The organism is Nocardia sp. NPDC046473 (assembly GCF_040645995.1).
Lineage (GTDB): Bacteria > Actinomycetota > Actinomycetes > Mycobacteriales > Mycobacteriaceae > Nocardia.
In genome coordinates this window covers 749,253-771,985 of the sequence record NZ_JBEYZJ010000004.1, presented here as the reverse complement: position 1 = coordinate 771,985, position 22,733 = coordinate 749,253, and the positions used below count along the sequence as shown (strand labels likewise).

Genomic DNA, 22,733 nt, shown 5'->3' with positions numbered 1-22,733 from the left:
CGAACGCGATCGTTACGAACGTTGTTCGTTTGCGGGAACGATACGAGACGAACGGCGTTCGTGTCAAACGGCGTTCGTTCAAGGCGTATGCTCGACACCATGCGAGAGAGCGACAAATGAGCACAGCCACCGGTGCGGTTACGGCGAATTCGAGCGCTGACGAGGCTCGGGCATGAACAGCGCGCCCGTCAGCCGCCGGGCCCGTCCGGCGAAGGCGCCGCTGAGCCGTGACGTGATCATCGAAACCGGCCTGCGCATCCTCGACGAAGACGGCCTCGCCGCGCTGACCATGCGCCGCGTCGCACAGGAACTGGACACCGGCGCGGCCTCGCTCTACGTCTACGTCGCCAACCGTGACGACCTGATGGCCGCCATGCTCGACCACGTGCTCGGCACGCTCGCGGAACCGACCGGCGGCACCTGGCGCGAGCGGCTGGTCGCGCTGGTAGAGGCCGCGGTCGCGGCGATGAGCCGACACGAGGGGTTGGCACTCGTCGCGCTCGGCTCGATCCCGACCGCGCCGAACACCCTCTTGCTGATGGACCGGATGCTGGCCGTGCTCGCGGAGAGCGGCGTGAACGAGATGACCAACTCGTGGGCCGTCGACCTGCTGTTCCTGCATATCACCGCGGCCGCCGCCGAACAGAGTGCCTACAACACCAAAGGCATGCGCGCCGAGGTGCACCTCGCCGAGGTCGCCCAGCGTTTCGCCGAGCTACCGGCCGATCGCTATCCGATGATCGTGGGGATGCGCGAGAGTCTCATGACCGGCGACGGCGCGGCCCGCGGAAAATGGGCGCTCCGGGTACTGATCGAGGGCATTCTCGCCACGCCGGTCACCTGAACTCTAAGATGTCAGGGGTGTCCGTGATCCGACCGGCGACCGAGGTCGATTTGCCAGCCCTGCAGGAGATCGAGATCGCGGCGGGTAAACCGTTCGCCGATATCGGCATGACCGCGGTGGCGGAGGATGAACCGCCCTCGCTGGAAACGCTACGTGAATTCCAGCGCGCCGGGCGGGCGTGGGTGTGGGCCGACGACGGCGACCAGCCGATCGGCTACCTGGTGCTCGGCGTTGTCGACGGCGACGCCCATATCGACCAGGTGTCGGTGCTGCCCGGATATCGGGGCCAACGCATCGGCAAGCGTTTGATCGACCACGCGGTGTTCTGGGCGAAAGACCATGGCATGCAGTCGATTACCCTCACCACCTTCATCGATGTCGCCTGGAACGGCCCGTACTACGAGCGCCTCGGCTTCCGCTACCTGAGCGACGAGGAGCAGACACCAGGTCTGCACGCGATCCGCGCGGCCGAGGCGGCGCACGGCCTGGACGACTGGCCGCGCGCCTCCATGAGCGCCGATCTCGATTCGTGGTCGTTCGACGGGACCGTCTCGGAAACCTAAGTGGCGGGTGTCAGCGCGGCCATCGCGGCCGGGGTGGCGGCCACGCGGTCCGCGGCGATCAGGCCGATGCGGCTGCGGCGGTCGAGCAGATCGTCGGCGTCGAGGGCGGCCTCGTGTGTGACGGCGAACTGGAATTCCGCTGCGGTGACGTCGATTCCGGCCGCTACCGGTTGGGCGAGGGCTGGATTGTGTTGTGCGGTGGCGAGTATGGTGACCGCTTCGCTGCCGTAGCGGTCGATCAGGACCGGCGGGGCGTCGATGCGGTCGCGGGCGGCGCCGGAGACCGCGCCTACCAAGGGAAGTCGTTTGGTGCGGCACGGGCCCGCGGTGCGGCCGGCCCGGCTGACGGCGGCGTCGACGACGTCTTCGGCCATCTGCCGGTAGGTGGTGAGCTTGCCGCCGACGATAGTGATGACGCCGGTGGGGGAGTGCAGGACCGCGTGTTTGCGGGAGATGTCGGCGGTGCTGTCGTCCGCGGTCTTCAGCAGCGGGCGCAGGCCCGCGTAGGTGCCGCGAATGTCCTTGCGGGTCAACGGTTCACGCAAGGCGGTGTTGATGGTGTCGAGCAGGAAGTCGATTTCTGCTTCGGTGGGCTTCGGTTCGTCCGGGACGGGGCCCGGCGCGTCCTCGTCGGTCAGGCCGAGGTACACCCGGCCGTGCGCGGCGGGGAAGGCGAAGACGAAACGGCTGGTGCTGCCGGGGACCGGGACGGTGAGCGAGGCGCTGAGGCCGCCGAACGACTCGGCGGCGAACACCAGGTGGGCGCCGCGGCTCGGGCGTAGCTCGATGCTCGGGTCGACCTCGTCGGCCCACACGCCGGTGGCGTTGACGACCGCGCGGGCGCGCACGGTCATGGTCTCGCCGGTCAGTGTGTCTCGCAGGTTCGCCGAATTGCCGTTCACGTCAAGGGCTGCCACGCGGGTCAGCACTGTCGCGCCCTGCGCGGCCGCGGTGCGCGCCAAGGCGACGACCAGACGGGCATCGTCGACGAGTTGTCCGTCCCAGGACTGGAGTCCGCCGCGAAGTCCGTCGCGGCGCACGGTCGGCGCGAGCCGCAGGGCTTCCGCGGCCGCCACTCGGCGGGAGCGGGGCAGGATCGAGGCCGGCGTGCCCGCGCCACGACGCAGCACGTCACCCGCCAGGAAGCCCGCGCGCACCAGCGCGCTCTGCGCAGCACCGATACTGGGCAGCAACGGCACCAGCTGCGGAAGTGGCCGCACCAGGTGCGGTGCGGTGGTGCGAATGAGAATGCCTCGCTCTACGGCACTTTCGTGGGCGATGCCGACCTGACCGCTGGCCAGATACCGCAGCCCGCCGTGCACCAGTTTGGAACTCCACCGGCTGGTGCCGAACGCCAGGTCATGCCGCTCCACCAGCACGGTCCGCAGTCCGCGCGCCGCGGCGTCGAGTGCGGCGCCGACGCCGGTGACACCGCCGCCGATGATCAAGACGTCGATCTCGGCCTCGTCGCCGAGTTGCCGCAGCTCCCGGGTGCGGCGGTCCGCGTTGAGCGCGGAATCTCCCCGCGTCACTGAATCCGCTGTCATCACATCGCCTTTCCGAGATCGGTTGTCCTGCCGACGCGCAAGTAACAGATCGCTGAATACACCGTCGTCACAGCACCTTTCGATCGGCCGGTACGAGATAGCCGTCGAGCGCGTTGGCCAGTTCGGTGTCGAGGTCGGCTCCGGCGAGCAACGGGGCGACCGTGCCCGCCGATTGGACCGCGGATTGCGCGATCAGCAGCAGCATGGTGGCCAGCTGTTCCGGATTGCCGTCGCGAATGGACCCGTCCTGCTGACCCTCGCGGATGCCCGCGGCGAACAACTCGATCAGCGCGCGCTGGTTGCGGCCGAGCCGGCCGAAAACGTAGGTGAGCATCAGGTCGGTATCGGTGCGGAAGATCTTGCCGAACAACGGATTCGAGCGAATCTTGACCGCGCCCGCGACGATGCCGGTGACCAACCGGGTGCGGCCGATGCCTGCGGTGGGCATGGTGGCGGCGACGATCGCGCGCAGCTCGCGGACCAGCAGCTCGGCCACCAGCGCGCCGGTGTCCGGCCAGCGCCGGTAGACCGTCGGCCTGCTGACGCTCGCGCGCCGGGCCACCTCGGTGAGGGTGGTGCGGCGCACGCCGAACTCCTCCACGCAGCGGCGGGCCGCGTCGAGGATCGCCAGGTCGATGGCGGACTGTGCGTCGTCGACTGGACCGGTCAAGGCATCACCTTCGGGAGGTCGGGTTCGTTACTGCTTGACATTCTATGTCAAACTGTAACGCATGGTCGAGACGCAGAAGTACACCGGCGAGGCATCGGCTCCGGCGAAAAACTCGGGCGTAACCGAGGCCGCGGTGAGTATGGTCTGGGATGCCTGGGGCATTCCGGCCGGACACAAGCCGTTATCGGCACAGATCCGGGGCCTCCTGATGCAGGTGTTCGGAGTGTCCGGCGACCCGGTGGCGCGCCGCGATGAGGGCGAAGTGTCACTCCGAGAGTCGGCGCTCACGCCTGCCCAACGAGACGGGCTGGTCGAGGTGGTCGGCCCGGACAACGTCTCCACCGGCCACCACGATCGGCTGCGGCGCGCGGGCGGCAAGAGCACCCCCGACCTGCTGCGTCGCCGCGCCGAGGGGCCACAGGACGCGCCGGACGCCATTGTTTTCCCCGCTGACCACGACCAAGTACTGGCCGTGCTCGCCTACTGTGCCGAGCACGCCATCGCGGTCGTGCCGTTCGGCGGCGGCACCAGCGTGGTCGGCGGCGTCGACCCGGTGCGCGGGCGTTTCGACACGGTGATCGCGCTCGACCTGCGCAGGCTCGACACGGTGTCGGAGGTCGACCCGGTCAGCGGCATGGCCACGCTGGGCGCCGGGCTCACCGGGCCGCGCGCGGCGGAACTGCTTCGTGCGCAAGGACTTTCGCTCGGGCACTTCCCGCAGAGCTTCGAATTCGCCAGCATCGGCGGGTTCGCCGCGACTCGGTCGTCGGGACAGGCCTCAGCAGGCTATGGGCGCTTCGATGACATGGTGCAGCGGCTTAGAATCGCAACACCCACCGGCGCAGTGGAACTCGGCCGTCCGCCCGCGTCGGCGGCGGGGCCGGACCTGCGCGAGTTGTTCGTCGGGTCGGAGGGTGCGCTCGGGGTGATCACCGAGGTCACCGTGCGGGTGCACCCGGTGCCGGAAACGACTGCTTACCAGGGATGGTCGTTCCCCGACTTCGAAACCGGCGCTGCCGCACTGCGTTCGGTCGTGCAGGCCGGTGCGGCGCCGACGGTGCTCCGACTGTCCGACGAGGCCGAGACCGGGGTCAATCTGGCGCGCGCCAGCGATATCGGCGGCAACGCGGTGTCTGGCTGCCTGGCCATCACCACCTTCGAAGGCACCGAGGCGCACGTTGCGGCCCGCAGCGCCGAAGCGAGCGCGCTGCTCGCCGCGGCCGGCGGCACCGCACTCGGCGAAACTCCGGCCAGGGAATGGGAACACGGCCGGTTCGGCGCGCCGTACATGCGCGACGCCCTGTTGGACGTCGGCGTGCTGTGCGAGACGCTGGAGACCGCGACCACCTGGGCTAACCTCGCCAGTCTCAAGGCGAAGGTGACTGCGGCACTGACCGATTCGCTCGCCGGACAGGGCACCCCGCCACTGGTCATGTGCCATATCTCGCACACCTACCCGACCGGTGCCTCGCTGTACTTCACCATCGTCGCCAAGCAGCTCGATGATCCGATCGCCCAGTGGCACACGGCGAAACAGGCCGTCGGCGACGCGATCGTCACGGCGGGCGGCACCATCACGCACCATCACGCGGTCGGCACCGATCACCGTCCGTGGATGTCCGCCGAGATCGGCGACCTCGGGGTGCGCGTATTGCGCGCGGTGAAAGCCGAATTGGACCCCGCAGGCATCCTCAATCCTGGAAAGCTGGTTCCGTGACGCAGAATTCCTCCCGCGCCGTGCGTGCGGTCACGGTGGTGACCAATCGGCACGCGGGTCTGGGCGCCGGTCAGGACGTCGCGGCCGCGGCGCTGGCGCGATTGCGGGAACGCGGGGTCGAGGTCGACGAGGTGCGGGCACCATCGGCCGCCGAAACCGTTCGGCTGGTGCGGGATTCGATCGAGCGCGGTAACGCCGATGCAGTGGTCTGCATCGGCGGCGACGGCCTGATGAACGTGACCCTCGACGCGGTCGCGCAGACGAGCGTGCCGCTGGGCTTGATCCCGGCGGGCACCGGCAACGACCTCGCCAGAGAACTCGGTGTGCCCACCGATGATCCGGTCGCCGCGGCCGACATCGTGGTCGACGGACGAACCCGGACCATCGATCTCGGTCAGATCGAATCGTCCGCATCGGCGCCGATGTGGTTCGCCACCGTCACCGGCACTGGGTTCGATGCCCGAGTCACCCTGCGCGCCAACGCGATGCGCTGGCCGAGGGGGCGGCTGCGGTACACCGTCGCCGCGCTGGCCGAGATCTCCGGCCGGTTCACCGTGCCCTACCGGGTCGGGTTGACCGGAGCGGTCACCGAAGGACTGATGAACCCCGGCGGCGGCTCGTCGGTGGCGACCAATGCGGTGATGGTCGCGGTCGGCAACACCCGCACCTACGGCGGCGGCATGCTGATCTGTCCGGACGCGGTGCTCGACGACGGCCTGCTCGACCTCACCGTGGTCGGCAAGCTGTCCCGCTCGGAGATGCTGCGCCTGCTGCCGGCGTTGTCCGCGGGCAAACGGCAGAATCACCCCGAGGTCAAGCAGTATCGCGCCGCGGAAATCACCCTGACCGCACCCGGCGCCCCCGCCACCGCGGACGGCGAACCAGCGGGCATGCTGCCGATCACCATCCGTGCCGTCCCCGGCGCGTTGACCGTATTGGTCCCCTGAGGAATCCCCTACGCGGCGAAGGTAACTCGGCGCATGCGATTGATAGTGATCCGGTCGACGATCACCAGCGACTCCGGCGCGGGCCGCAGGCCACCGCCGGCGCGTAGTCGTTCCATCAGCCGTCGCCAGCGAAAGCAGTGCAGTACGAACGTCATTCGATTGGATCGCCGCCCGCGGGCGTGCTGACCGGCGCGAGCCTCCGCGGTCGGTACGTCGAGCAGGATCACGTGCAGCTCCCTGCCGTACCCGGCGGCCCAGAGGGAGATGATCCGGCGCGCCCAACCGGTGGTCGCGCAGTCGTGGATGACCACCGGCCCGTCCGTATCCCGCAGCGCCGTGCGGATTCCGGCGAAATGCACGACGTGCACGACCGGTCGCCACAGCGAATAGGGCAGCCAGCCGAGCCGGTGCCGCAACCTGTTCCGCGCTTGCAGCGAGTCGAGCACCACCGACCCTTCCGGCCCACCGGACGGATCCTCGGCCTCGGCGGTCGCCCCGAAGAACCGGCGCAGGACGGTGCTCTTGCCCGCGCCCGGTATCCCCGCGACAACCAGTGCCGCCATCGGCGGATATTGCAACTCATCGATCTCCCGGCCCCGCAGATCGTGCACGGCATCCGGCGCGAGGAAAGGCGTCAGTGCCTCGGGAGTCGGTGGCGGCAACGTGGCCAGCGGAGGGTTCACCTCCTCCAGAGTCCCCAGCGGCTGCTGCTCCGGCAACGGGGAAAACCCTGCATTTTCACTGAGATTTCCCTGAATCGGACTAGCGGACGCGTTCACATCTTCCAGAGTCCGCACCCGCGACCGATCTGGCAAGAACGGACAATACGGACATTGCTTAATTGTGACGAATCGGACTTCTTGCCGCGAGCTCGCGCGCGGACCGTCCATGCGTGCAGCGACCGCGCACCAGCCGCCGCCCAGGTGCCCGTTTCGACCGGATAATCCGGAGATCAGGGGTAGAAAATGCCAGATTCTGAGAATTGCTTATGGATTCCCGAACCCTTCCAGTTGGGACGGTAAGCTTTCAGGTGTAGGCGGAGTCTTCGGTGTCCCTCATCCACCGAAGACTCCGCCTTTCTTTCTGTTCGATTCCGTTGTGCGGCACCATGAGCAGTCGCAGGTACGACTGTTCGGCCTCGGTCGGCAACAACGCCCGCGCGATCCCGCCGAGCATCTCGTCCGAGACGCGCGTCACTCGCGCCAACTCCAGCCCGAGTACTGATCGGCACTCGTCGCGGAGACCGTCCGCCGTCGGCGGTGCACCCTGCGGAAATCGATTGAGCCGGACCACTAGAATCGTCGGGTGACCAGCGCAGCCCCTGACAAGACGCGTAATCGTGCCGATGCCCTCCCCAAGAGCTGGAACCCCGGCGAGGTAGAGGCCTCGATGTACGAGCGCTGGGTAGCCGCTGGCTATTTCGCGGCCGACGCGACCAGCGACAAGCCGCCCTACTCGATCGTGCTGCCCCCGCCGAACGTCACCGGCAACCTGCACATGGGCCACGCCCTCGACCACACCATCATGGACGCCCTCACCCGCCGCAAGCGCATGCAGGGCTACGAGGTGTTGTGGCTGCCCGGCATGGACCACGCGGGCATCGCCACCCAGACGATCGTGGAGAAGCAGCTCGCCGTCGACGGCAAGACCAAGGAAGACTTCGGCCGCGAGCTGTTCATCGACAAGGTCTGGGACTGGAAGCGCGAATCCGGCGGCGCCATCCAGTGGCAGATGCGCGCGCTCGGCGACGGCGTCGACTGGAGCCGCGACCGATTCACCATGGACGACGGCCTGTCCCGGGCCGTGCAGACGATCTTCAAGCGGCTCTACGACGCGGGCCTGATCTACCGCGCCGAGCGACTGGTCAACTGGTCGCCCGCGCTGCGCACCGCCATTTCGGACATCGAGGTCAACTTCCAGGAGATCGAGGGCGAGCTCGTCTCGCTGCGGTACGGCTCGCTCGACGACAACGAACCGCACGTGATCGTGGCAACCACCCGGGTGGAGACGATGCTCGGCGACACCGCGGTGGCCGTGCACCCGGACGACCCGCGCTACCAGGCGCTGATCGGCACCACCCTGGAGCACCCGATCACCGGGCGGCAGATCCCGATCATCGCCGACGACTACGTCGATCCCGAATTCGGTTCCGGCGCAGTGAAGATCACGCCCGCGCACGACCCGAACGACTTCGAGATGGGCCTGCGGCACAACCTGCCGATGCCCAACATCATGGACGAGCGCGGTCGAATCACCGGCACCGGCACCGAATTCGACGGCATGGACCGGTTCGAGGCGCGCGTCGCGGTGCGCGAGCGGCTGGCTGCCGAGGGCCGCGTGGTCGCCGAGAAGCGGCCCTACCTGCACAGCGTCGGGCATTCCGAGCGCAGCGGCGAGCCGATCGAACCGCGGCTTTCCATGCAGTGGTGGGTCAAGGTCGAGTCGCTGGCCAAGGCCGCAGGCGACGCGGTCCGCAACGGCGACACCGTGATTCACCCGGCCAGCTCGGAGCCGCGCTGGTTCGACTGGGTCGACAACATGCACGACTGGTGTATCTCCCGGCAGCTGTGGTGGGGCCACCGCATTCCGATCTGGTACGGCCCCGAGGGCGAAGTGATCTGCGTCGGCCCCGACGAGACCGCGCCCGAGGGCTACGTGCAGGACCCGGACGTGCTCGACACCTGGTTCTCCTCGGGCCTGTGGCCGTTCTCCACCATGGGCTGGCCCGACGCCACTGCGGAACTCGAGAAGTTCTATCCGACAAGCGTTCTCGTCACCGGCTACGACATCCTGTTCTTCTGGGTGGCCCGGATGATGATGTTCGGCACCTTCGTCGGCGACGACCCGGTTTTTACAGCATCGCGAAGCGATTCCGTGGGGGGTGGCGGTCGGGCGACGGGTGGGCCCGCGGGTAAGGAAGGGCATCAGGTTCCGTTCAAGGATGTGTTCCTGCACGGCCTGATTCGCGACCAGTACGGCAAGAAGATGTCGAAGTCGCGCGGCAACGGCATCGACCCGCTGGCCTGGATCAACGAATACGGCGCCGACGCACTGCGCTTCACCCTGGCCCGCGGCGCGCATCCCGGCGGTGACCTCTCGGTCGGCGAACAGCACGCGCTGGCCTCGCGCAGCTTCGTGACGAAGCTGTTCAACGCCACCAAGTTCGCGCTGATGAACGGCGCGCGGACCGGGGAATTACCGGACCGCGCCCAGCTCACCGATGCCGACCGCTGGATCCTGGATCGGCTCGAAGAGGTGCGCGTCGAAGTGGATTCGGCGTTGGACGGCTACGAGTTCGGCAAGGCGTGCGAGGCGCTGTACCACTTCGCCTGGGACGAATTGTGTGACTGGTACCTGGAATTGACCAAGGTGCAGTTCGCCGAGGAAGGCGCCCGCGCGGAAGCCACCCAGGTGGTGCTCGGCGCCGTGCTCGACGCGGTGCTGCGGCTGCTGCATCCGGTCATCCCGTTCGTCACCGAATCGCTGTGGCAGGCCCTGACCGACGGTGAGTCCCTGGTGATCGCCGCGTGGCCGCAGGCCTCCGGTGTGCCGGCGGATCAGGTGTCGGCTCAGCGTATTTCGGATACCCAGCGGTTGATCACCGAGATCCGCCGGTTCCGCGGCGATCAGGGCCTGGCCGACAAGCAGAAGGTGGCGGCCAAGCTCATCGGCCTGGACACCGCCGGTCTGACCGAACTGCACGACTCGGTCGCGAACCTGGCCCGGCTCACCGAGCCCGGCGACGAGTTCGCGGCGACCGCGACCGTGGAGGTCCGGCTGAGCGGTGCCACCGTCACCGTCGAGCTCGACACCTCCGGCGCCGTCGACCTGGACGCCGAACGCCGCCGCCTGGAGAAGGACCTGGCCGCGGCGGAGAAGGAATTGGCAGGCACCGCAGCCAAACTCGGCAACGAGGCCTTCCTCGCCAAGGCGCCGGAGCCGGTGGTCGCGAAGATCAAGGACCGCCAAGAGGTCGCCGCCGCCGAGGTGGCGCGCATCGGTGCCCGACTCGCAGAACTGAGCGGTAAATGAATCACGAACCCGAACCGCAGTACGGCGACGACCTTCGCCACCCGGCTGCGGGACCGCGGCTGAGTTCTGGGCCGTCGCCGGTCGAGCTGGCCGAAATGGCGCTGGTGGAGGCCGAACTCGACACCCGCTGGCCGGAAACCAAGATCGAGCCGTCGCTCACCCGGATCGCCACCCTGATGGACCTGCTCGGCTCGCCGCAGCAGAGCTACCCGGCGATCCACGTCGCGGGCACCAACGGCAAGACCTCGGTGACCAGGATGATCGACGCGCTGCTCACCGCGCTGCACCGGCGTACCGGCCGGATCACCAGCCCGCACCTGCAGCTGGCCACCGAGCGGATCAGCATCGACAACGCGCCCATCACACCGGCCAGGTATGTGGAGACCTACCAGGAGCTGCAGCCGTTCATCGAGATGATCGACGCGCAGTCGGCTGCGGCGGGCGGCCCGGCGATGAGCAAGTTCGAGGTGCTCACCGGCATGGCGTTCGCGGCCTTCGCCGAGGCGCCGGTCGATGTCGCGATCGTGGAAACCGGCATGGGCGGCACCTGGGATGCCACCAACGTGATCGACGGGCAGGTCGCGGTGATCACCCCGATTGGCCTGGACCACACCGACTATCTCGGCCCCGACCTCGCGTCCATCGCGGGTGAGAAGGCCGGGATCATCAAACGCGCGCCGGAGAGCCTGATTCCGCGCGACACCGTCGCGGTCATCGCCGAGCAGGACCCCGAGGCGATGGACGTGCTGCTGCGCCGAGCCGTCGAGGTAGATGCGGCCGTAGCGCGCGAAGGCGGCGAATTCCGGGTGCTGGCCCGGCAGATCGCGATCGGTGGCCAGCAGCTCGAATTGCAGGGCCTCGGCGGGGTATACGACGAGATCTTCCTGCCGCTGCACGGCGAGCACCAGGCCCGCAACGCGGTGCTCGCGCTCGCGGCGGTCGAGGCGTTCTTCGGCGCGGGCGCGGACCGCCAGCTCGATATCGAAGCCATCCGTGCGGGTTTCGCGAGCGTGACCAGCCCCGGCCGGCTCGAGCGGATGCGCAGCGCACCCACCATCTTCATCGACGCCGCGCACAACCCGGCGGGCGCGCAGGCGCTCGCCTCGACGTTGACCGCGGAGTTCGACTTCCGCAAGCTGGTCGGTGTGGTCTCCGTACTCGCCGACAAGGATGCGGACGGCATCCTCACCGCGCTGGAGCCGGTGCTCGACGAAATCGTCGTCACCGGCAACGGATCGCCGCGCGCGATGGACGTCGACGTGCTCGCCGATCTCGCGGTGCAGCGCTTCGGCGACGAGCGGGTGATCACCGCACCGACGCTGCCGGACGCGTTGGAGACCGCCATTGCCATCGCCGAGGAAATCGGCGAGGCGGGGGAGATGGTGTCCGGTGCCGGGGTAGTGGTGACCGGATCCGTGGTGACGGCGGGCGCGACGCGCGCGCTGTTCGGAAAGGACCCCGCATGAGTGAGCCCGAGGCCCAACCCGATTCGGTGCCGGCGCCGACGACCGATCCGTGGAAGGGCTTCCGCGGCGTTATGGCGGGCACGCTGATCCTCGAGGCGATCGTGGTGCTGCTCGCGCTGCCGGTCGTCGGCTCGGTCGGCGGCGGGGTGACCTGGGTCTCGGGCACCTACCTGGTGGTGCTCGCCGTGGTGATGTTCCTCGGTGCGGGCGTGCAGGGCCGGTCGTGGGCGATGCCGTTCAATCTCGGCCTACAGGTATTTGTATTGCTGGGCACCTTCATTCATCTGTCCATCGGGGTCATCGGCATTGTCTTCGCGGTGGTCTGGGGCTTCATTCTGGTGCTGCGCGCGGACGTGCGCGGCCGGATGGAGAAGGGCTTGCTGCCGAGTCAGCGGGCCCAGCGCTCGTCCTGAATCGGCTCCTCCTCGGCACCGATCGAACCGCGAGTTCGGTACCCGCCGGGGGTGCCGGTTAGAGTGTGCGCCGTGACTGAGCAGACGTTGGTACTCATCAAGCCGGACGGTGTGGCCCGTGGCCTCGTCGGCGAGGTGCTGGTGCGAATCGAGCGCAAGGGCCTGAAGATCGCGGCCCTCGAGCTGAAGCATGTGTCCGAGGACCTGGCCAAGGGCCACTACGCCGAGCACGCCGAGAAGCCGTTTTTCGGCTCCCTGATCGAATTCATCACTTCCGGCCCGGTTGTCGCGGCCATTTTGGAGGGGCCGCGCGCCATCGCGGCGTTCCGGCAGATCGCCGGCGGCACCGATCCGGTCGAAAAGGCCGTACCGGGCAGCGTTCGCGGGGACTTCGCCCTGGAGACCCAGGAGAACCTGGTGCACGGGTCCGATTCGCCCGAGTCGGCCAAGCGTGAGATAGCTCTGTGGTTCCCGGAGTTTTCGGCCTGAAAATAGTTTGCGAGTTGGACTCGGTCGTGCGCGAGCGCAGCGAGTGAACCAAAGACACAGCGCCCAGCGGTGCGCGGCTGACCGAGCTTCAGCGAGGTTAGTCGTGCGCCGCGGCGAACCCGCGGCGCTCAGTATGGGATACTGACATCGGCTGCTTTTGATGCCGACTGTTCGCGCAGGTACGTGGACTATCGGGGCCATCGCAGCCGGATGACACACCGCGGTTCGATGCCGATCATCGCTGCCACGGACAAAAGGCCCGGTCGCTGGGCCTGCTGTTCGCGTCGGCACGCTGGATGAGCGCTCACAATCGTGGAGTTCAGCCAACAGCCAGGCGCCGCGTGACCAGTTAGCCCAAACCGACGTACAACATGGTGATAACCGGACATGCGGGGCGAGACCACATGACCTTGCGCTGAGCGGCGTGAGGCGAACGGATAGTGCCCCCGCGTCGGCCGCTTCACTCCTTACCGGGAGGGACGCGCCCGGGGGTCCGAGGAGACTTCGTGGCCGAAAAAGAGCCATTGGAAACAACACCACAGGATGCCGAACAATTGCCGGAGCGAATCCGAGTTCACGCACTCGCCAAGCTGCTGGGGGTAACGAGCAAACGCATCCTGGCCAAGCTCACCGAGTTGGGGTCCGACGCGCGCAGCGCGCAATCGAACGTCGATCGGGCGATCGCGGAGTCTGTCCGCGACGCGCTCGGTCCGCCGGAGGGCGACGCCCCAGCGCCGCAGGCCGCGGCCGAGCAGCCGGTCGAGCCTGCGGCCGAGCCGGTCGAGGCCCCGGCGGCACCGGAACCCGCGCCTAGCCGTGGTCACGGCGGGCTGGTCTTCTCCGCGCCCGAACCGCTGATCGGCAACTCCGGCGCCGAGAACCCGAACGAAGTCGCGCACCAGCCCTCGGTGCAGCTGTTCACCCACCCGGTCCGGCAAGAGCCGCACGTCGCCGCGCCGGTGGTCTTCGAGTCCGCCGCCGTCGTGCAGGCGCCGCTGTTCCTGCCGCCGGATGCCGCCGCCGCCGAGCAGACCCGCCGCAAGCGCCGCACCGAGCGTGTCGTCCAGCGCGAAGAGCCGGTGGTCGAGGAGCCGCAGCCCGAGGAAGAGCCCGAGACCGTCGAGGACGAGCAGGACTCGAACGATCAGCAGAACGACGCCGACGGTCAGCCCCGTCGCAGGCGTCGTGGTCGCCGTGGCCGTGGCCGCGGTCGTGGCGAGCAGAACAACGACGCCGACGACGAGAACGACTCGGACGACAGCGAAGACGAGCAGAGCGGCGACACCGCCGTCACCAACAGCAACAACAACACGGACGCCAGCGACTCGTCCGACGACAACAACGACTCCGACGACGACGAGAACGAGCCGGAGGGCGCGAGCCGTCGCCGCCGTCGTCGGCGCCGTCGCAAGGTGGCGGGCGACACCGCCGAGGCCGAGGCCGCCACCACCACCGAGGACGACCCGCCGAACACCGTCGTGCACGAGCGCGAGCCGCGGAACAAGAGCCGCAGCCGCGCCACCGCCGTCGACGAGGTGCAGGGCATCACCGGTTCCACCCGGCTCGAGGCCAAGCGGCAGCGCAGGCGGGACGGTCGCGAGGCCGGCCGGCGTCGTCCGCCGATCCTGACCGAGTCCGAGTTCCTGGCCCGTCGCGAAGCGGTGGACCGGGTGATGGTGGTGCGCGAGAAGGCGTTCCCGGATCACCCGACCGCCACCCAGGTCGCGGTGCTCGAGGACAACATCCTGGTCGAGCACTTCGTCACCAGCACCGGTTCCGCGTCCATGGTCGGCAACGTCTACCTCGGCAAGGTGCAGAACGTGCTGCCCAGCATGGAGGCGGCGTTCGTCGATATCGGCCGCGGCCGCAACGGCGTGCTCTATGCGGGCGAGGTGAACTGGGAGGCCGCCGGTCTCGGCGGTAAAGAGCGCAAGATCGAGCAGGCGCTCAAGCCCGGCGAGCTCGTGCTGGTCCAGGTCTCCAAGGATCCGGTCGGGCACAAGGGCGCCCGGCTGACCACGCAGATCAGCCTGGCCGGCCGCTTCCTGGTGTACGTGCCGGGCGGTACCTCCACCGGCATCAGCCGCAAGCTGCCCGACACCGAGCGCAAGCGGCTCAAGGAAATCCTGCGCGACATCGTCCCCAACGACGCCGGTGTGATCATCCGCACCGCGTCCGAGGGCGTCGCCGAGGACGAGCTGGCCCGCGACGTGGAACGGCTGCAAGCGACCTGGCGCACCATCGAGAAGGCCGCCGAAGGCAAGAACGACGGTCAGCCCAAGACGCTGTACGAAGAGCCCGATCTGCTGGTCAAGGTCATCCGCGACCTGTTCAACGAGGACTTCTCCAAGCTCGTCATCGAGGGGGAGCGGGCCTGGAGCACGGTCGAGAAGTACATCGGCACCGTCGCGCCCGAGATGCTCGCCCGGGTCTCCCGGCACGAGAACAACGGCGTCGACGTGTTCGAGGCCTACCGGATCGACGAACAGCTCGCCAAGGCACTCGATCGCAAGGTGTGGTTGCCCTCGGGCGGCACCCTGGTGATCGACCGCACCGAGGCGATGACGGTGGTCGACGTGAACACCGGCAAGTTCACCGGCGCCGGCGGCAGCAACCTGGAAGAGACGGTCACCCGCAACAACCTGGAGGCGGCCGAGGAGATCGTGCGCCAGATGCGGTTGCGCGATATCGGCGGCATGATCGTCGTCGACTTCATCGACATGGTGCTCGAGTCGAACCGGGATCTGGTGCTGCGCAGGCTCACCGAGGCACTCGGCCGGGACCGCACTCGCCATCAGGTGTCCGAGGTGACCTCGCTCGGTCTGGTGCAGATGACCCGTAAGAAGCTGGGCACCGGTCTGGTCGAGGCGTTCTCGACCACCTGTGAGCACTGCCATGGGCGCGGCATCCTGGTGCACGCCTACCCGGTCGAGCCGTCCTCCGGCGACGACGGGGGCGCCCGGGGCGCGGCTCGGGAAACCGGATCGCGTCGCCGCCGTGGCCGCGACAAGGGTGCGGCGCCTGCCGCGCCGGTTGTCGCGACCAACGGGACCGCGCCGGTGGAGTCCGAGGAGGACATCGCCGTCAAGCGGGCGCATCCGGTCGCGTTGGCGATGGCCGCGCATCACGGTGACGCGGACGAGGACGAGTCGGGTGTGGTCACGGACGAGTCGGTGGCAGGCCCGGACGAGTCGATCGCCGCGGCCAGTGAGTCGGTGACGGTCGAGCCGCTCGAGACCGAGGTCGTCACGGCCGAGGCCGAAGTCGTCGAGGACGCGGATACCGAAACTGTCGAGACCGCACCGGTTGTCGAGACACCGACGGCTCCTGCGGAATCGGTGGCGCCGCCTGCCGCGGATCGTGTGGTAACCAACGGTGCGCCGGAACCGGCACCGCGCACGAGCCGGCGGCGCAGGGTCGCCCGTTCGGCCGCCGCTCCCGCTGCGGACAGCAGTGGTGCGGTGTTCGTGCTGCCGACCCCGGAGCAGGCTCCCGCGCCCGCTGTCGACTTCACCGCCGACGTGCCGGTCGAGGTGCCGGTCCGCAGGCCGCGGCGTCGGGCCGTCGGCCGTCCCGCGGGCCCGCCGCCTGCGGAGTAGTAGCAGCTGATCTGACAGCCTCGACGCGGCCGGTCACACCTTCGGGTGCGATCGGCCGCGTCGTTGGGTAGCGGCCGTGCAAGGGCCGTCTACGGCGGTGTCGAAGGTGCCCGCCGCAGCGGCGGAAACGCACCGGAATCGCACCGGCAAAGGGTTGCTCGCAGGCTGCCGACGGGCGGATTGTGTCGCTGAAGGGGTGCTCTGGTAACCTAGGTCGGTCGCTGCCTGGCGATGGGCGTTATATCACGCCCCGCGCAGCAAGCCAGCCAAGAACATCTCGCGTCGCGCAGTTGTGTCGCGAGAAGAAACATGACTGTACTTAATCGAGTGGAGGAAGCCGACCGATGGCAACGTACGCGATCGTCAAGACCGGCGGAAAGCAGTACAAGGTCGCGGTCGGTGACCTGGTGAAGGTCGAGAAGATCGAGGGTAAGCCGGGTACTTCCGTCGCCCTGGATCCGGTTCTCGTCGTTGACGGGGCCGACCTGACCACCGACGCCGCAAAGCTGGCCAAGGTCTCCGTGGCCGCAGAGGTCGTCGAGCAGACCAAGGGCCCGAAGATCCGCATCCACAAGTTCAAGAACAAGACCGGCTACCACAAGCGTCAGGGTCACCGTCAGCCGCTGACGGTCATCAAGGTCACCGGCATCAAGTAAGACATCCCGAGGAGATTCAGCTATGGCACACAAGAAGGGTGCGTCCAGCTCCCGGAACGGCCGCGATTCCAACGCCCAGCGCCTCGGCGTCAAGCGTTTCGGCGGCCAGAAGGTCAACGCAGGCGAGATCCTGGTGCGTCAGCGCGGAACCCACTTCCACCCCGGCGTGAACGTCGGTCGTGGCGGTGACGACACCCTGTTCGCCCTCGCGGCGGGCGCGGTCGAGTTCGGCACCAAGCGCGGACGCAAGACCGTCAACATCGTCGTCCCGGAGCCGGTCGAGGCCTAGGCCTAACCTCTCCAGACAACAGCCGAGCGGGTCAGGGTCGCCACCCTGGCCCGCTTTCGCGTTTCCCGACGCACCACTGCGATCGACCCAGTCCTGAAGGAGGATGATTCGGAAATGTCCAAGTTCATCGACCGTGTCGTACTGCACGTGCGTGCCGGCAAAGGCGGCCACGGGTGTGCTTCGGTACTCCGCGAGAAGTTCATGCCGCTCGGTGGCCCCAACGGCGGCAACGGCGGCAACGGCGGGGACGTGATCCTCGAGGTCGACCCCAACGTGCACACCCTGCTCGACTTCCACTTCCACCCGCACGCCAAGGCGGGCAACGGCAAGCCGGGCGAGGGCAGCAACCGCGACGGCAAGCAGGGCATCGACCTGCTGCTCAAGGTGCCCGACGGCACCATGGTGCTCGACAACGACGGCAAGGTCCTGATGGACCTGGTCGGCGCTGGCAACCGGTTCATCGCCGCCCGTGGCGGTCGCGGCGGACTCGGCAATGCCGCGCTCGCCTCGAAGGCGCGCAAGGCCCCCGGCTTCGCGCTGCTCGGCGAGGACGGCGAAGAGATCGACCTGGTCCTCGAACTGAAGTCCGTCGCCGATGTCGGCCTGGTCGGCTTCCCGTCCGCGGGCAAGTCCTCGCTGGTGTCGGTGCTGTCGGCGGCCAAGCCGAAGATCGCCGACTACCCGTTCACCACCCTGGTGCCCAACCTCGGCGTGGTGCTCAGCGGCGATACCACCTTCACCGTCGCCGACGTGCCCGGCCTGATCCCCGGTGCCAGCGAAGGACGCGGCCTCGGCCTCGACTTCCTGCGGCATCTGGAGCGTTGCGCGGTACTCGCGCACGTTGTCGACTGTGCCACCCTCGAACCCGGCCGCGACCCCGTCTCCGACGTGGACGCGCTGGAGGCCGAGCTCGCGGCCTACCGGCCTGCGCTGAGTGCCGACGCCGACCTCGGCGATCTGGCCGATCGGCCGCGCGTGGTCATCTTGAACAAGATCGACGTGCCGGATGCGGCCGAGCTGGCCGAGATGGTCACCGCCGAATTCACCGCACGCGGTTGGCCGGTCTTCGAGATCTCGGCGGTCAGCCGAGAAGGCTTGCGGCCCTTGACCTTCGCGCTCGCCGACCTGGTGCTGAAATACCGTGAGGCGCATCCGAAGGCGGCACCCGCGCGTCCGGTGATCCGTCCGATCGCGGTCAACCAGACCGGTTTCAGCGTGATCGCGGACCCGCAGGAGCCGGGCGGCTTCATCGTGCGTGGCTCGCAGCCCGAGCGGTGGGTGGTGCAGACCCAGTTCGACAACGACGAGGCCGTCGGCTATCTCGCCGACCGGCTTGCCCGCCTCGGCGTCGAGGACGAGCTGGTCAAGCAGGGTGCCGAGCCTGGCGCCCCGGTGACCATCGGCAACGTGACCTTCGAATGGGAGCCGCAGATCTCGGCAGGCATCGACATGGTGCCCACCGGCCGCGGCACCGATATCCGCCTGGAACAAGACGATCGAATCAGCGCCGCCGAGCGCAAGCACGCCTCGCGGGTGCGGCGTGGGTTGGTGAAGGACGACGAGGAGTAGCCGTGCGCGCATCCCGTGTGGCGCGTTGGCCGATCGACAGGCCGACTCGATTCCGGCGTTCGACGGGATGACGGTGGGCTCAGTGCTGGTGAGGGTGCGGCCGGTGCTGGTGAAACCGGTGACGGTAGGTTTGGTGTCGGCGAGTTCTATTGCTGCGCAGGGAGTTCGATTGCGATGACAGTGAGTTCGGGTGCTACCGAGTCGGATTCGGGTTTGAGTGAGGCGAGGCTGGCGATTGCGTCGGCACGCCGGGTCGTGGTGAAGATCGGGTCGTCGGCGCTGACCAGCCTGAAGGGTGGGCTCGAGACCGCACGTCTCGATCTGCTCGCCGATGCGGTGGAGGCGCGGATGCGTGCGGGATCCGATGTGGTGGTGGTGTCTTCGGGCGCGATCGGTGCGGGGATCGCTCCGCTCGGACTGAGCAGCCGCCCTCGCGATCTGGCCACCAAACAGGCCGCCGCCAGCGTCGGTCAGCTGGCGCTGGCGCACGCGTGGGGCACCTCCTTCGCCCGTTACGGCCGTACGGTCGGCCAAGTCCTGTTGAGCGCCGACGATTTCGCGCGCCGCGAGCACCACCGCAACGCACAGCGCACACTGGACCGCCTCCGTTCCCTCGGCGCGATCGCGGTGGTGAACGAAAACGACACTGTCGCAACGGAAGAGATCCGCTTCGGCGACAACGACCGCCTCGCCGCCCTGGTCGCCCACCTCGTCGGCGCCGATGCCCTGGTCCTGCTCTCCGACGTCGAAGGCCTCTACGACGGCGACCCACGCAAGGGCGCAGCGACTTTCATCCCCGAGGTACACAGCAGCGCCGACCTGGACGGCGTAATCGCAGGCAGCGGTGGCGCTCTCGGCACCGGCGGCATGGCATCCAAGCTCTCCGCCGCCCGCCTGGCCGCCGACGCGGGCGTCCCCGTCCTGCTGGCCGCAGCCACCTCCGCCGCCGACGCCCTGACCACCGGAAAAGTCGGCACCGCCTTCGCCGCCCGCCCAACCCGCCTGTCCGCCCGCAAGTTCTGGGTCCGCCACGCCGCCGACAGCCGAGGCGCCCTCCTGATCGACGATGGCGCCGCCACCGCAGTAGCCGACCGCCGCTCCCTACTAGCCGCAGGCATCACCGCCCTACGCGGCCGCTTCTACGGCGGCGACGTAGTAGACCTCATCACCACCGACAACCGCCTGGTAGCCCGCGGCGTAGTCGCCTACGACAGCACCGAACTAACCACCATGCTCGGCCACACCACCGCCGACCTCCCAGACACCATGCAACGCCCAGTAATCCACGCCGACGACCTCGTCAACGTCTAATCGGCCGGACTTGACGTACGAAGCATCCCCTTGACGCAGGTGGCAACCTACGTCAAGAGCACGCAACGTACGTCAAGTCGGTTTCGCGGCCCGCAGTGGGTCGCCGCGTTCTGCCGTCTGGCACCTTGTCCACCTGAAATAGCGCTCTAGAACTGCACTGTGGCAAGTCATCCGGCGAGACCCATCCGTAGACCTGCTGTGTCAGCCTGACACCCCTGGCTACGGGCGCACTGGGTGTGAGGCTGACACAGCAGGTGTACGCAGGTAGCTTGACCAACCCGGCGGTCGATATTCCCAGTTGATTTGCGCGCCAATGAATTTGGTGTGGTGGTTACTTTTGGGAGGGCACCACTCCGGGTTGGTTTGTGGTCGACGGTGGTTGCTGTTGGTCTTCGGCTGGGATCGGGCCTGTGACGCCTGGCTGGCCGCCTGGATCCGGGAGGGGGACAGGCGGTTGCACCGAGCCGGGGGACGGAGCTTGTTGCGCCGGGGGTGGCGGTGGGGGCGCCTGTTCGGTTGACGGCGGTGGTGGAGGTGCCTGCTGAGTTGGTGGTGGCGGTGGCGCCTGTTGTGGTGCCGGTGCCGGTTGCGTCGGCGGTGGAGCCTGCTGGGTCGGCGGCGCGTCAGGAGTAGGCGGTGCAGGCGGAGGCGCCTGGTGGGTCGGCGGCGCAGGCGGGGGTGCCTGGTGGGTCGGCGGGGCCTGCTGTGTGGTCGGCGGTGGCGTCGGTTGCGGATCCGGGACCGGGCGTGGCGGCGTCGTAGTGCTCGGCGGCGCTTGGGATTCCGGTACCGAGGGGGCGGGGGCCGGTGGGTGACCGTTCGGCTGGGACGGCGGGCTCTGCGGCGGCGTGTACTCCGGCACGGTCGGCGGCGCCGGGCGACGTTGTTGTGGCGCGGCGGGCGCGGGCTTGACCTCGGCGGACGCCTCCGGCGGCGCGGGCAGCGCCGGAACGGCCTTGCCTGCCATCCCATAAGCCGGTTTGTACACCATGTTCATCGCCAGCACGGCCTCTTGCCGCAGCGCTTCCTCGGCCATCTTCGCGTCGATGACGTGCGCGGCCTCGAGTAGTCGCGCCACCGCACCGATCGGCCCGGACGAGCCGGGCGGTGCCACCGCGATCTTGACCGCCTCGGCAGCTGCGGCCACTCCGCCGAGCCTGGCACCCACCTGTCCCATGACCGCGGCGAGTTCATCCGCCGAGGCCGCGAAGCTCCGGATGCTGGCGAACGCGGCGTCGGCCGCGGCACCCTTCCACTCCATCGAGTTCATCACCCGGTCCACGCTGCCGCGGGTGAGTGGGAACGAGGTGCTGAGCGTGCCCGCCACCTCCAGCCACGCGACCGAGGCGCGCAGTACCTGTGCCGCGTCGATCTGCTGGGTCTTGGCGTAGATCTCTTCGTGGCGCATCGACTCGAAATGTTCCATCGAGCTGATGTAGTCGGGATCGTTTCCGGTCATCGCGGCAGCCTCGATGCGACGGCGCGCAGGGCGGCGGCGTTGGCGGCGTCGGCTTCTTCTAGTAATCCGCCGCTGATCAGGAAGGCTTCTTTCATCCGGTAGGCGGCCTCGATGTAGTGATCCAGCAACGTAGCGGCATCCCGTGCTTTGTGATTGAACCCGGCCTGTAATTGTTGCGCCGACACGAATCCGCCGAATCCGCCCAGTTCCGCAGCGGTTTCGAGCCGTTGCTGCAGCTGGATCAGTCGTTCGGCCTGCTGGTCGTACATCTCGGCGCACCGTCGCGCCGCGGCCGGATCGAATTGGACGCTGCCTGCCTGGGCCGCTTGCTTGAACCGGACGATATCGGCTCGGCTGGTCTCGATCGTCATCGCACACCCCTGAGATGGTCGGTCAGCCTCAGACTAGCCCGTGGCCGCTGCCGTGGGCAGCAGTGGTTATCGGTCGGCATCGGAAATCACGGCTGGATGCGCTTCTGCAGTTGCGCGCCGATCTGTTCGGCCGAGGCGGGCGTGATGTGGACTTCCTTGCCCGCCCTGATCAGGTAACGCCCGTCGCCTTTGACGTCGAACCAGGTGTAGTGGATCGGTGGCGCCGCAGTGGGCTGGTCCAGTGCGGCCTCGATCCGGATATGCCCTTCCGCGCTGTGCGGTTTCAGCAGCAGCTTGCGGATGCGCGGCGCCGTCGGCTGCCGCGCGACCACTGTCTCCTCGTCGCGGACGGCGTCCGTGGGCGCGACCCGCGCCGGTTCCCGACCGGGCGGCGCGTCCGGCAGCAGACCGGCGATCCGAGTGCCCAGCTTGCCGCTGTGCCCGATGGAGAGACGAACGCGCCCGCCGAAATCCGGGGTTGAACCGGGCTCCTGCACCGCGAGCACAGCCCGATCGAAGATCGCGGCAGCCAACAGCCGGATCTCGCTACCCGGCGTGTGCGTGCCACCGATCGCGACGATCCTGGTGTGCGGCGCGGCGAGGATGCGCAGGCAGGCGCTCAGATCGGGGTCGGCGCGCAGCGGCAGCCGTTCGTTCAGCGTCGCGCGCAGCCGTTCGGCCTCGTCCTCGGTGCGCGGCGTCTCCAGGATGCGCAGCGGATACGGGTGCCGGTCCAGGTCGGTTTCGCGCCAGAGGTGGGCGAACTCGTCCGGAGTGAAGGTCCAACTCAC

The 22,733-nt window shown here is 68.4% G+C and carries 20 protein-coding genes; 13 read left to right on the top strand and 7 right to left on the bottom strand.

Features of this window, described 5'->3' with window-relative positions:
- The first annotated feature begins 172 nt into the window (after positions 1-172).
- Positions 173-844 carry a TetR/AcrR family transcriptional regulator gene (locus ABZ942_RS17690; RefSeq protein WP_357383084.1) on the top strand — a complete coding sequence of 224 codons (672 nt, stop codon included), beginning with the start codon at positions 173-175 and terminating at the stop codon, positions 842-844.
- Positions 845-861: 17 nt separating this feature from the next.
- Positions 862-1,407 (top strand): GNAT family N-acetyltransferase, encoded by a 546-nt coding sequence (locus ABZ942_RS17685; protein ID WP_357383082.1) that lies wholly within the window; start codon positions 862-864, stop codon positions 1,405-1,407.
- Here ABZ942_RS17685 and ABZ942_RS17680 read toward each other — a convergent pair.
- Both ABZ942_RS17680 and ABZ942_RS17675 read right to left on the bottom strand, forming a co-directional pair.
- Complete coding sequence (locus tag ABZ942_RS17680; RefSeq protein ID WP_357383080.1) at positions 1,404-2,954, bottom strand: glycerol-3-phosphate dehydrogenase/oxidase; 1,551 nt, start codon at positions 2,952-2,954, stop codon at positions 1,404-1,406. The two genes, ABZ942_RS17685 and ABZ942_RS17680, sit on opposite strands and share 4 nt — an antisense overlap.
- Positions 2,955-3,021: 67 nt before the next feature.
- Positions 3,022-3,624: a helix-turn-helix domain-containing protein gene (locus ABZ942_RS17675; RefSeq protein ID WP_357383078.1), complete on the bottom strand. Its 603-nt coding sequence runs from the start codon at positions 3,622-3,624 to the stop codon at positions 3,022-3,024.
- 139 nt (positions 3,625-3,763) lie between these two features.
- On the opposite strand from ABZ942_RS17675, the gene ABZ942_RS17670 reads away from it, so the two are divergent.
- Positions 3,764-5,341 (top strand): FAD-binding oxidoreductase, encoded by a 1,578-nt coding sequence (locus tag ABZ942_RS17670; RefSeq protein WP_357383216.1) that lies wholly within the window; start codon positions 3,764-3,766, stop codon positions 5,339-5,341.
- Positions 5,338-6,288, top strand: a complete 951-nt coding sequence (locus ABZ942_RS17665; protein ID WP_357383076.1) for a diacylglycerol kinase — start codon at positions 5,338-5,340, stop codon at positions 6,286-6,288. Before ABZ942_RS17670 ends, ABZ942_RS17665 begins: the two co-directional genes overlap by 4 nt.
- 8 nt (positions 6,289-6,296) lie before the next feature.
- On the opposite strand, the gene ABZ942_RS17660 is transcribed toward ABZ942_RS17665, so the two are convergent.
- Positions 6,297-6,971 (bottom strand): AAA family ATPase, encoded by a 675-nt coding sequence (locus ABZ942_RS17660; RefSeq protein ID WP_357383074.1) that lies wholly within the window; start codon positions 6,969-6,971, stop codon positions 6,297-6,299.
- 343 nt (positions 6,972-7,314) lie between these two features.
- Positions 7,315-7,485: a hypothetical protein gene (locus tag ABZ942_RS17655; RefSeq protein WP_357383072.1), complete on the bottom strand. Its 171-nt coding sequence runs from the start codon at positions 7,483-7,485 to the stop codon at positions 7,315-7,317.
- 108 nt (positions 7,486-7,593) lie between these two features.
- On the opposite strand from ABZ942_RS17655, the gene ABZ942_RS17650 reads away from it, so the two are divergent.
- The 9 genes from ABZ942_RS17650 to proB all read left to right on the top strand — a co-directional run bounded on the left by ABZ942_RS17650 (position 7,594) and on the right by proB (position 20,112).
- Positions 7,594-10,320, top strand: a complete 2,727-nt coding sequence (locus ABZ942_RS17650; RefSeq protein WP_357383070.1) for a valine--tRNA ligase — start codon at positions 7,594-7,596, stop codon at positions 10,318-10,320.
- A gap of 95 nt (positions 10,321-10,415) precedes the next feature.
- Positions 10,416-11,786, top strand: coding sequence for a folylpolyglutamate synthase/dihydrofolate synthase family protein (locus tag ABZ942_RS17645; protein ID WP_357383214.1), 1,371 nt, complete (start codon positions 10,416-10,418; stop codon positions 11,784-11,786).
- Positions 11,783-12,199 carry a DUF4233 domain-containing protein gene (locus tag ABZ942_RS17640; RefSeq protein ID WP_357383068.1) on the top strand — a complete coding sequence of 139 codons (417 nt, stop codon included), beginning with the start codon at positions 11,783-11,785 and terminating at the stop codon, positions 12,197-12,199. Before ABZ942_RS17645 ends, ABZ942_RS17640 begins: the two co-directional genes overlap by 4 nt.
- A 72-nt stretch (positions 12,200-12,271) precedes the next feature.
- A complete protein-coding gene (gene ndk, locus ABZ942_RS17635) occupies positions 12,272-12,688 on the top strand; it encodes a nucleoside-diphosphate kinase (RefSeq protein ID WP_357383066.1) in 417 nt (138 codons plus the stop codon).
- 506 nt (positions 12,689-13,194) lie between these two features.
- Positions 13,195-16,287 carry a translation initiation factor IF-2 N-terminal domain-containing protein gene (locus ABZ942_RS17630; protein WP_357383064.1) on the top strand — a complete coding sequence of 1,031 codons (3,093 nt, stop codon included), beginning with the start codon at positions 13,195-13,197 and terminating at the stop codon, positions 16,285-16,287.
- A 344-nt stretch (positions 16,288-16,631) separates the two neighbouring features.
- Positions 16,632-16,943: a 50S ribosomal protein L21 gene (gene rplU / locus ABZ942_RS17625; protein WP_040732804.1), complete on the top strand. Its 312-nt coding sequence runs from the start codon at positions 16,632-16,634 to the stop codon at positions 16,941-16,943.
- Positions 16,944-16,965: 22 nt separating this feature from the next.
- Complete coding sequence (gene rpmA, locus ABZ942_RS17620; RefSeq protein WP_040732806.1) at positions 16,966-17,232, top strand: 50S ribosomal protein L27; 267 nt, start codon at positions 16,966-16,968, stop codon at positions 17,230-17,232.
- Positions 17,233-17,346: 114 nt separating this feature from the next.
- Positions 17,347-18,801 (top strand): GTPase ObgE, encoded by a 1,455-nt coding sequence (gene obgE, locus ABZ942_RS17615; RefSeq protein ID WP_357383061.1) that lies wholly within the window; start codon positions 17,347-17,349, stop codon positions 18,799-18,801.
- A 174-nt stretch (positions 18,802-18,975) separates the two neighbouring features.
- Entirely contained in the window at positions 18,976-20,112 is a 1,137-nt protein-coding gene (gene proB / locus ABZ942_RS17610; protein WP_357383059.1) for a glutamate 5-kinase, read from the top strand.
- 331 nt (positions 20,113-20,443) lie between these two features.
- Here the strand turns inward: proB and ABZ942_RS17605 are convergent, their stop codons facing one another.
- From ABZ942_RS17605 to ABZ942_RS17595, 3 genes are all read right to left on the bottom strand, one after another.
- Positions 20,444-21,571, bottom strand: a complete 1,128-nt coding sequence (locus tag ABZ942_RS17605) for a hypothetical protein (RefSeq protein WP_357383057.1) — start codon at positions 21,569-21,571, stop codon at positions 20,444-20,446.
- On the bottom strand, positions 21,568-21,942 hold the full coding sequence (locus ABZ942_RS17600) for a hypothetical protein (protein ID WP_357383055.1): 375 nt from the start codon (positions 21,940-21,942) through the stop codon (positions 21,568-21,570). The genes ABZ942_RS17605 and ABZ942_RS17600 overlap by 4 nt, the downstream gene beginning before the upstream one ends.
- Positions 21,943-22,028: 86 nt before the next feature.
- On the bottom strand, positions 22,029-22,733 hold the full coding sequence (locus tag ABZ942_RS17595) for an ESX secretion-associated protein EspG (protein ID WP_357383053.1): 705 nt from the start codon (positions 22,731-22,733) through the stop codon (positions 22,029-22,031).

Bases quoted from the DNA above. Each gene is read 5' to 3' on its own strand.
- ABZ942_RS17605 (WP_357383057.1), bottom strand. From the start codon at position 21,571: ATGACCGGAAACGATCCCGACTACATCAGCTCGATGGAACATTTCGAG.
- ABZ942_RS17645 (WP_357383214.1), top strand. From the start codon at position 10,416: ATGGCGCTGGTGGAGGCCGAACTCGACACCCGCTGGCCGGAAACCAAG.
- ABZ942_RS17690 (WP_357383084.1), top strand. From the start codon at position 173: ATGAACAGCGCGCCCGTCAGCCGCCGGGCCCGTCCGGCGAAGGCGCCG.
- ABZ942_RS17640 (WP_357383068.1), top strand. From the start codon at position 11,783: ATGAGTGAGCCCGAGGCCCAACCCGATTCGGTGCCGGCGCCGACGACC.
- ABZ942_RS17600 (WP_357383055.1), bottom strand. From the start codon at position 21,942: ATGACGATCGAGACCAGCCGAGCCGATATCGTCCGGTTCAAGCAAGCG.
- proB (WP_357383059.1), top strand. From the start codon at position 18,976: ATGACAGTGAGTTCGGGTGCTACCGAGTCGGATTCGGGTTTGAGTGAG.
- rplU (WP_040732804.1), top strand. From the start codon at position 16,632: ATGGCAACGTACGCGATCGTCAAGACCGGCGGAAAGCAGTACAAGGTC.
- ABZ942_RS17680 (WP_357383080.1), bottom strand. From the start codon at position 2,954: ATGACAGCGGATTCAGTGACGCGGGGAGATTCCGCGCTCAACGCGGAC.
- rpmA (WP_040732806.1), top strand. From the start codon at position 16,966: ATGGCACACAAGAAGGGTGCGTCCAGCTCCCGGAACGGCCGCGATTCC.
- obgE (WP_357383061.1), top strand. From the start codon at position 17,347: ATGTCCAAGTTCATCGACCGTGTCGTACTGCACGTGCGTGCCGGCAAA.
- ABZ942_RS17670 (WP_357383216.1), top strand. From the start codon at position 3,764: ATGGTCTGGGATGCCTGGGGCATTCCGGCCGGACACAAGCCGTTATCG.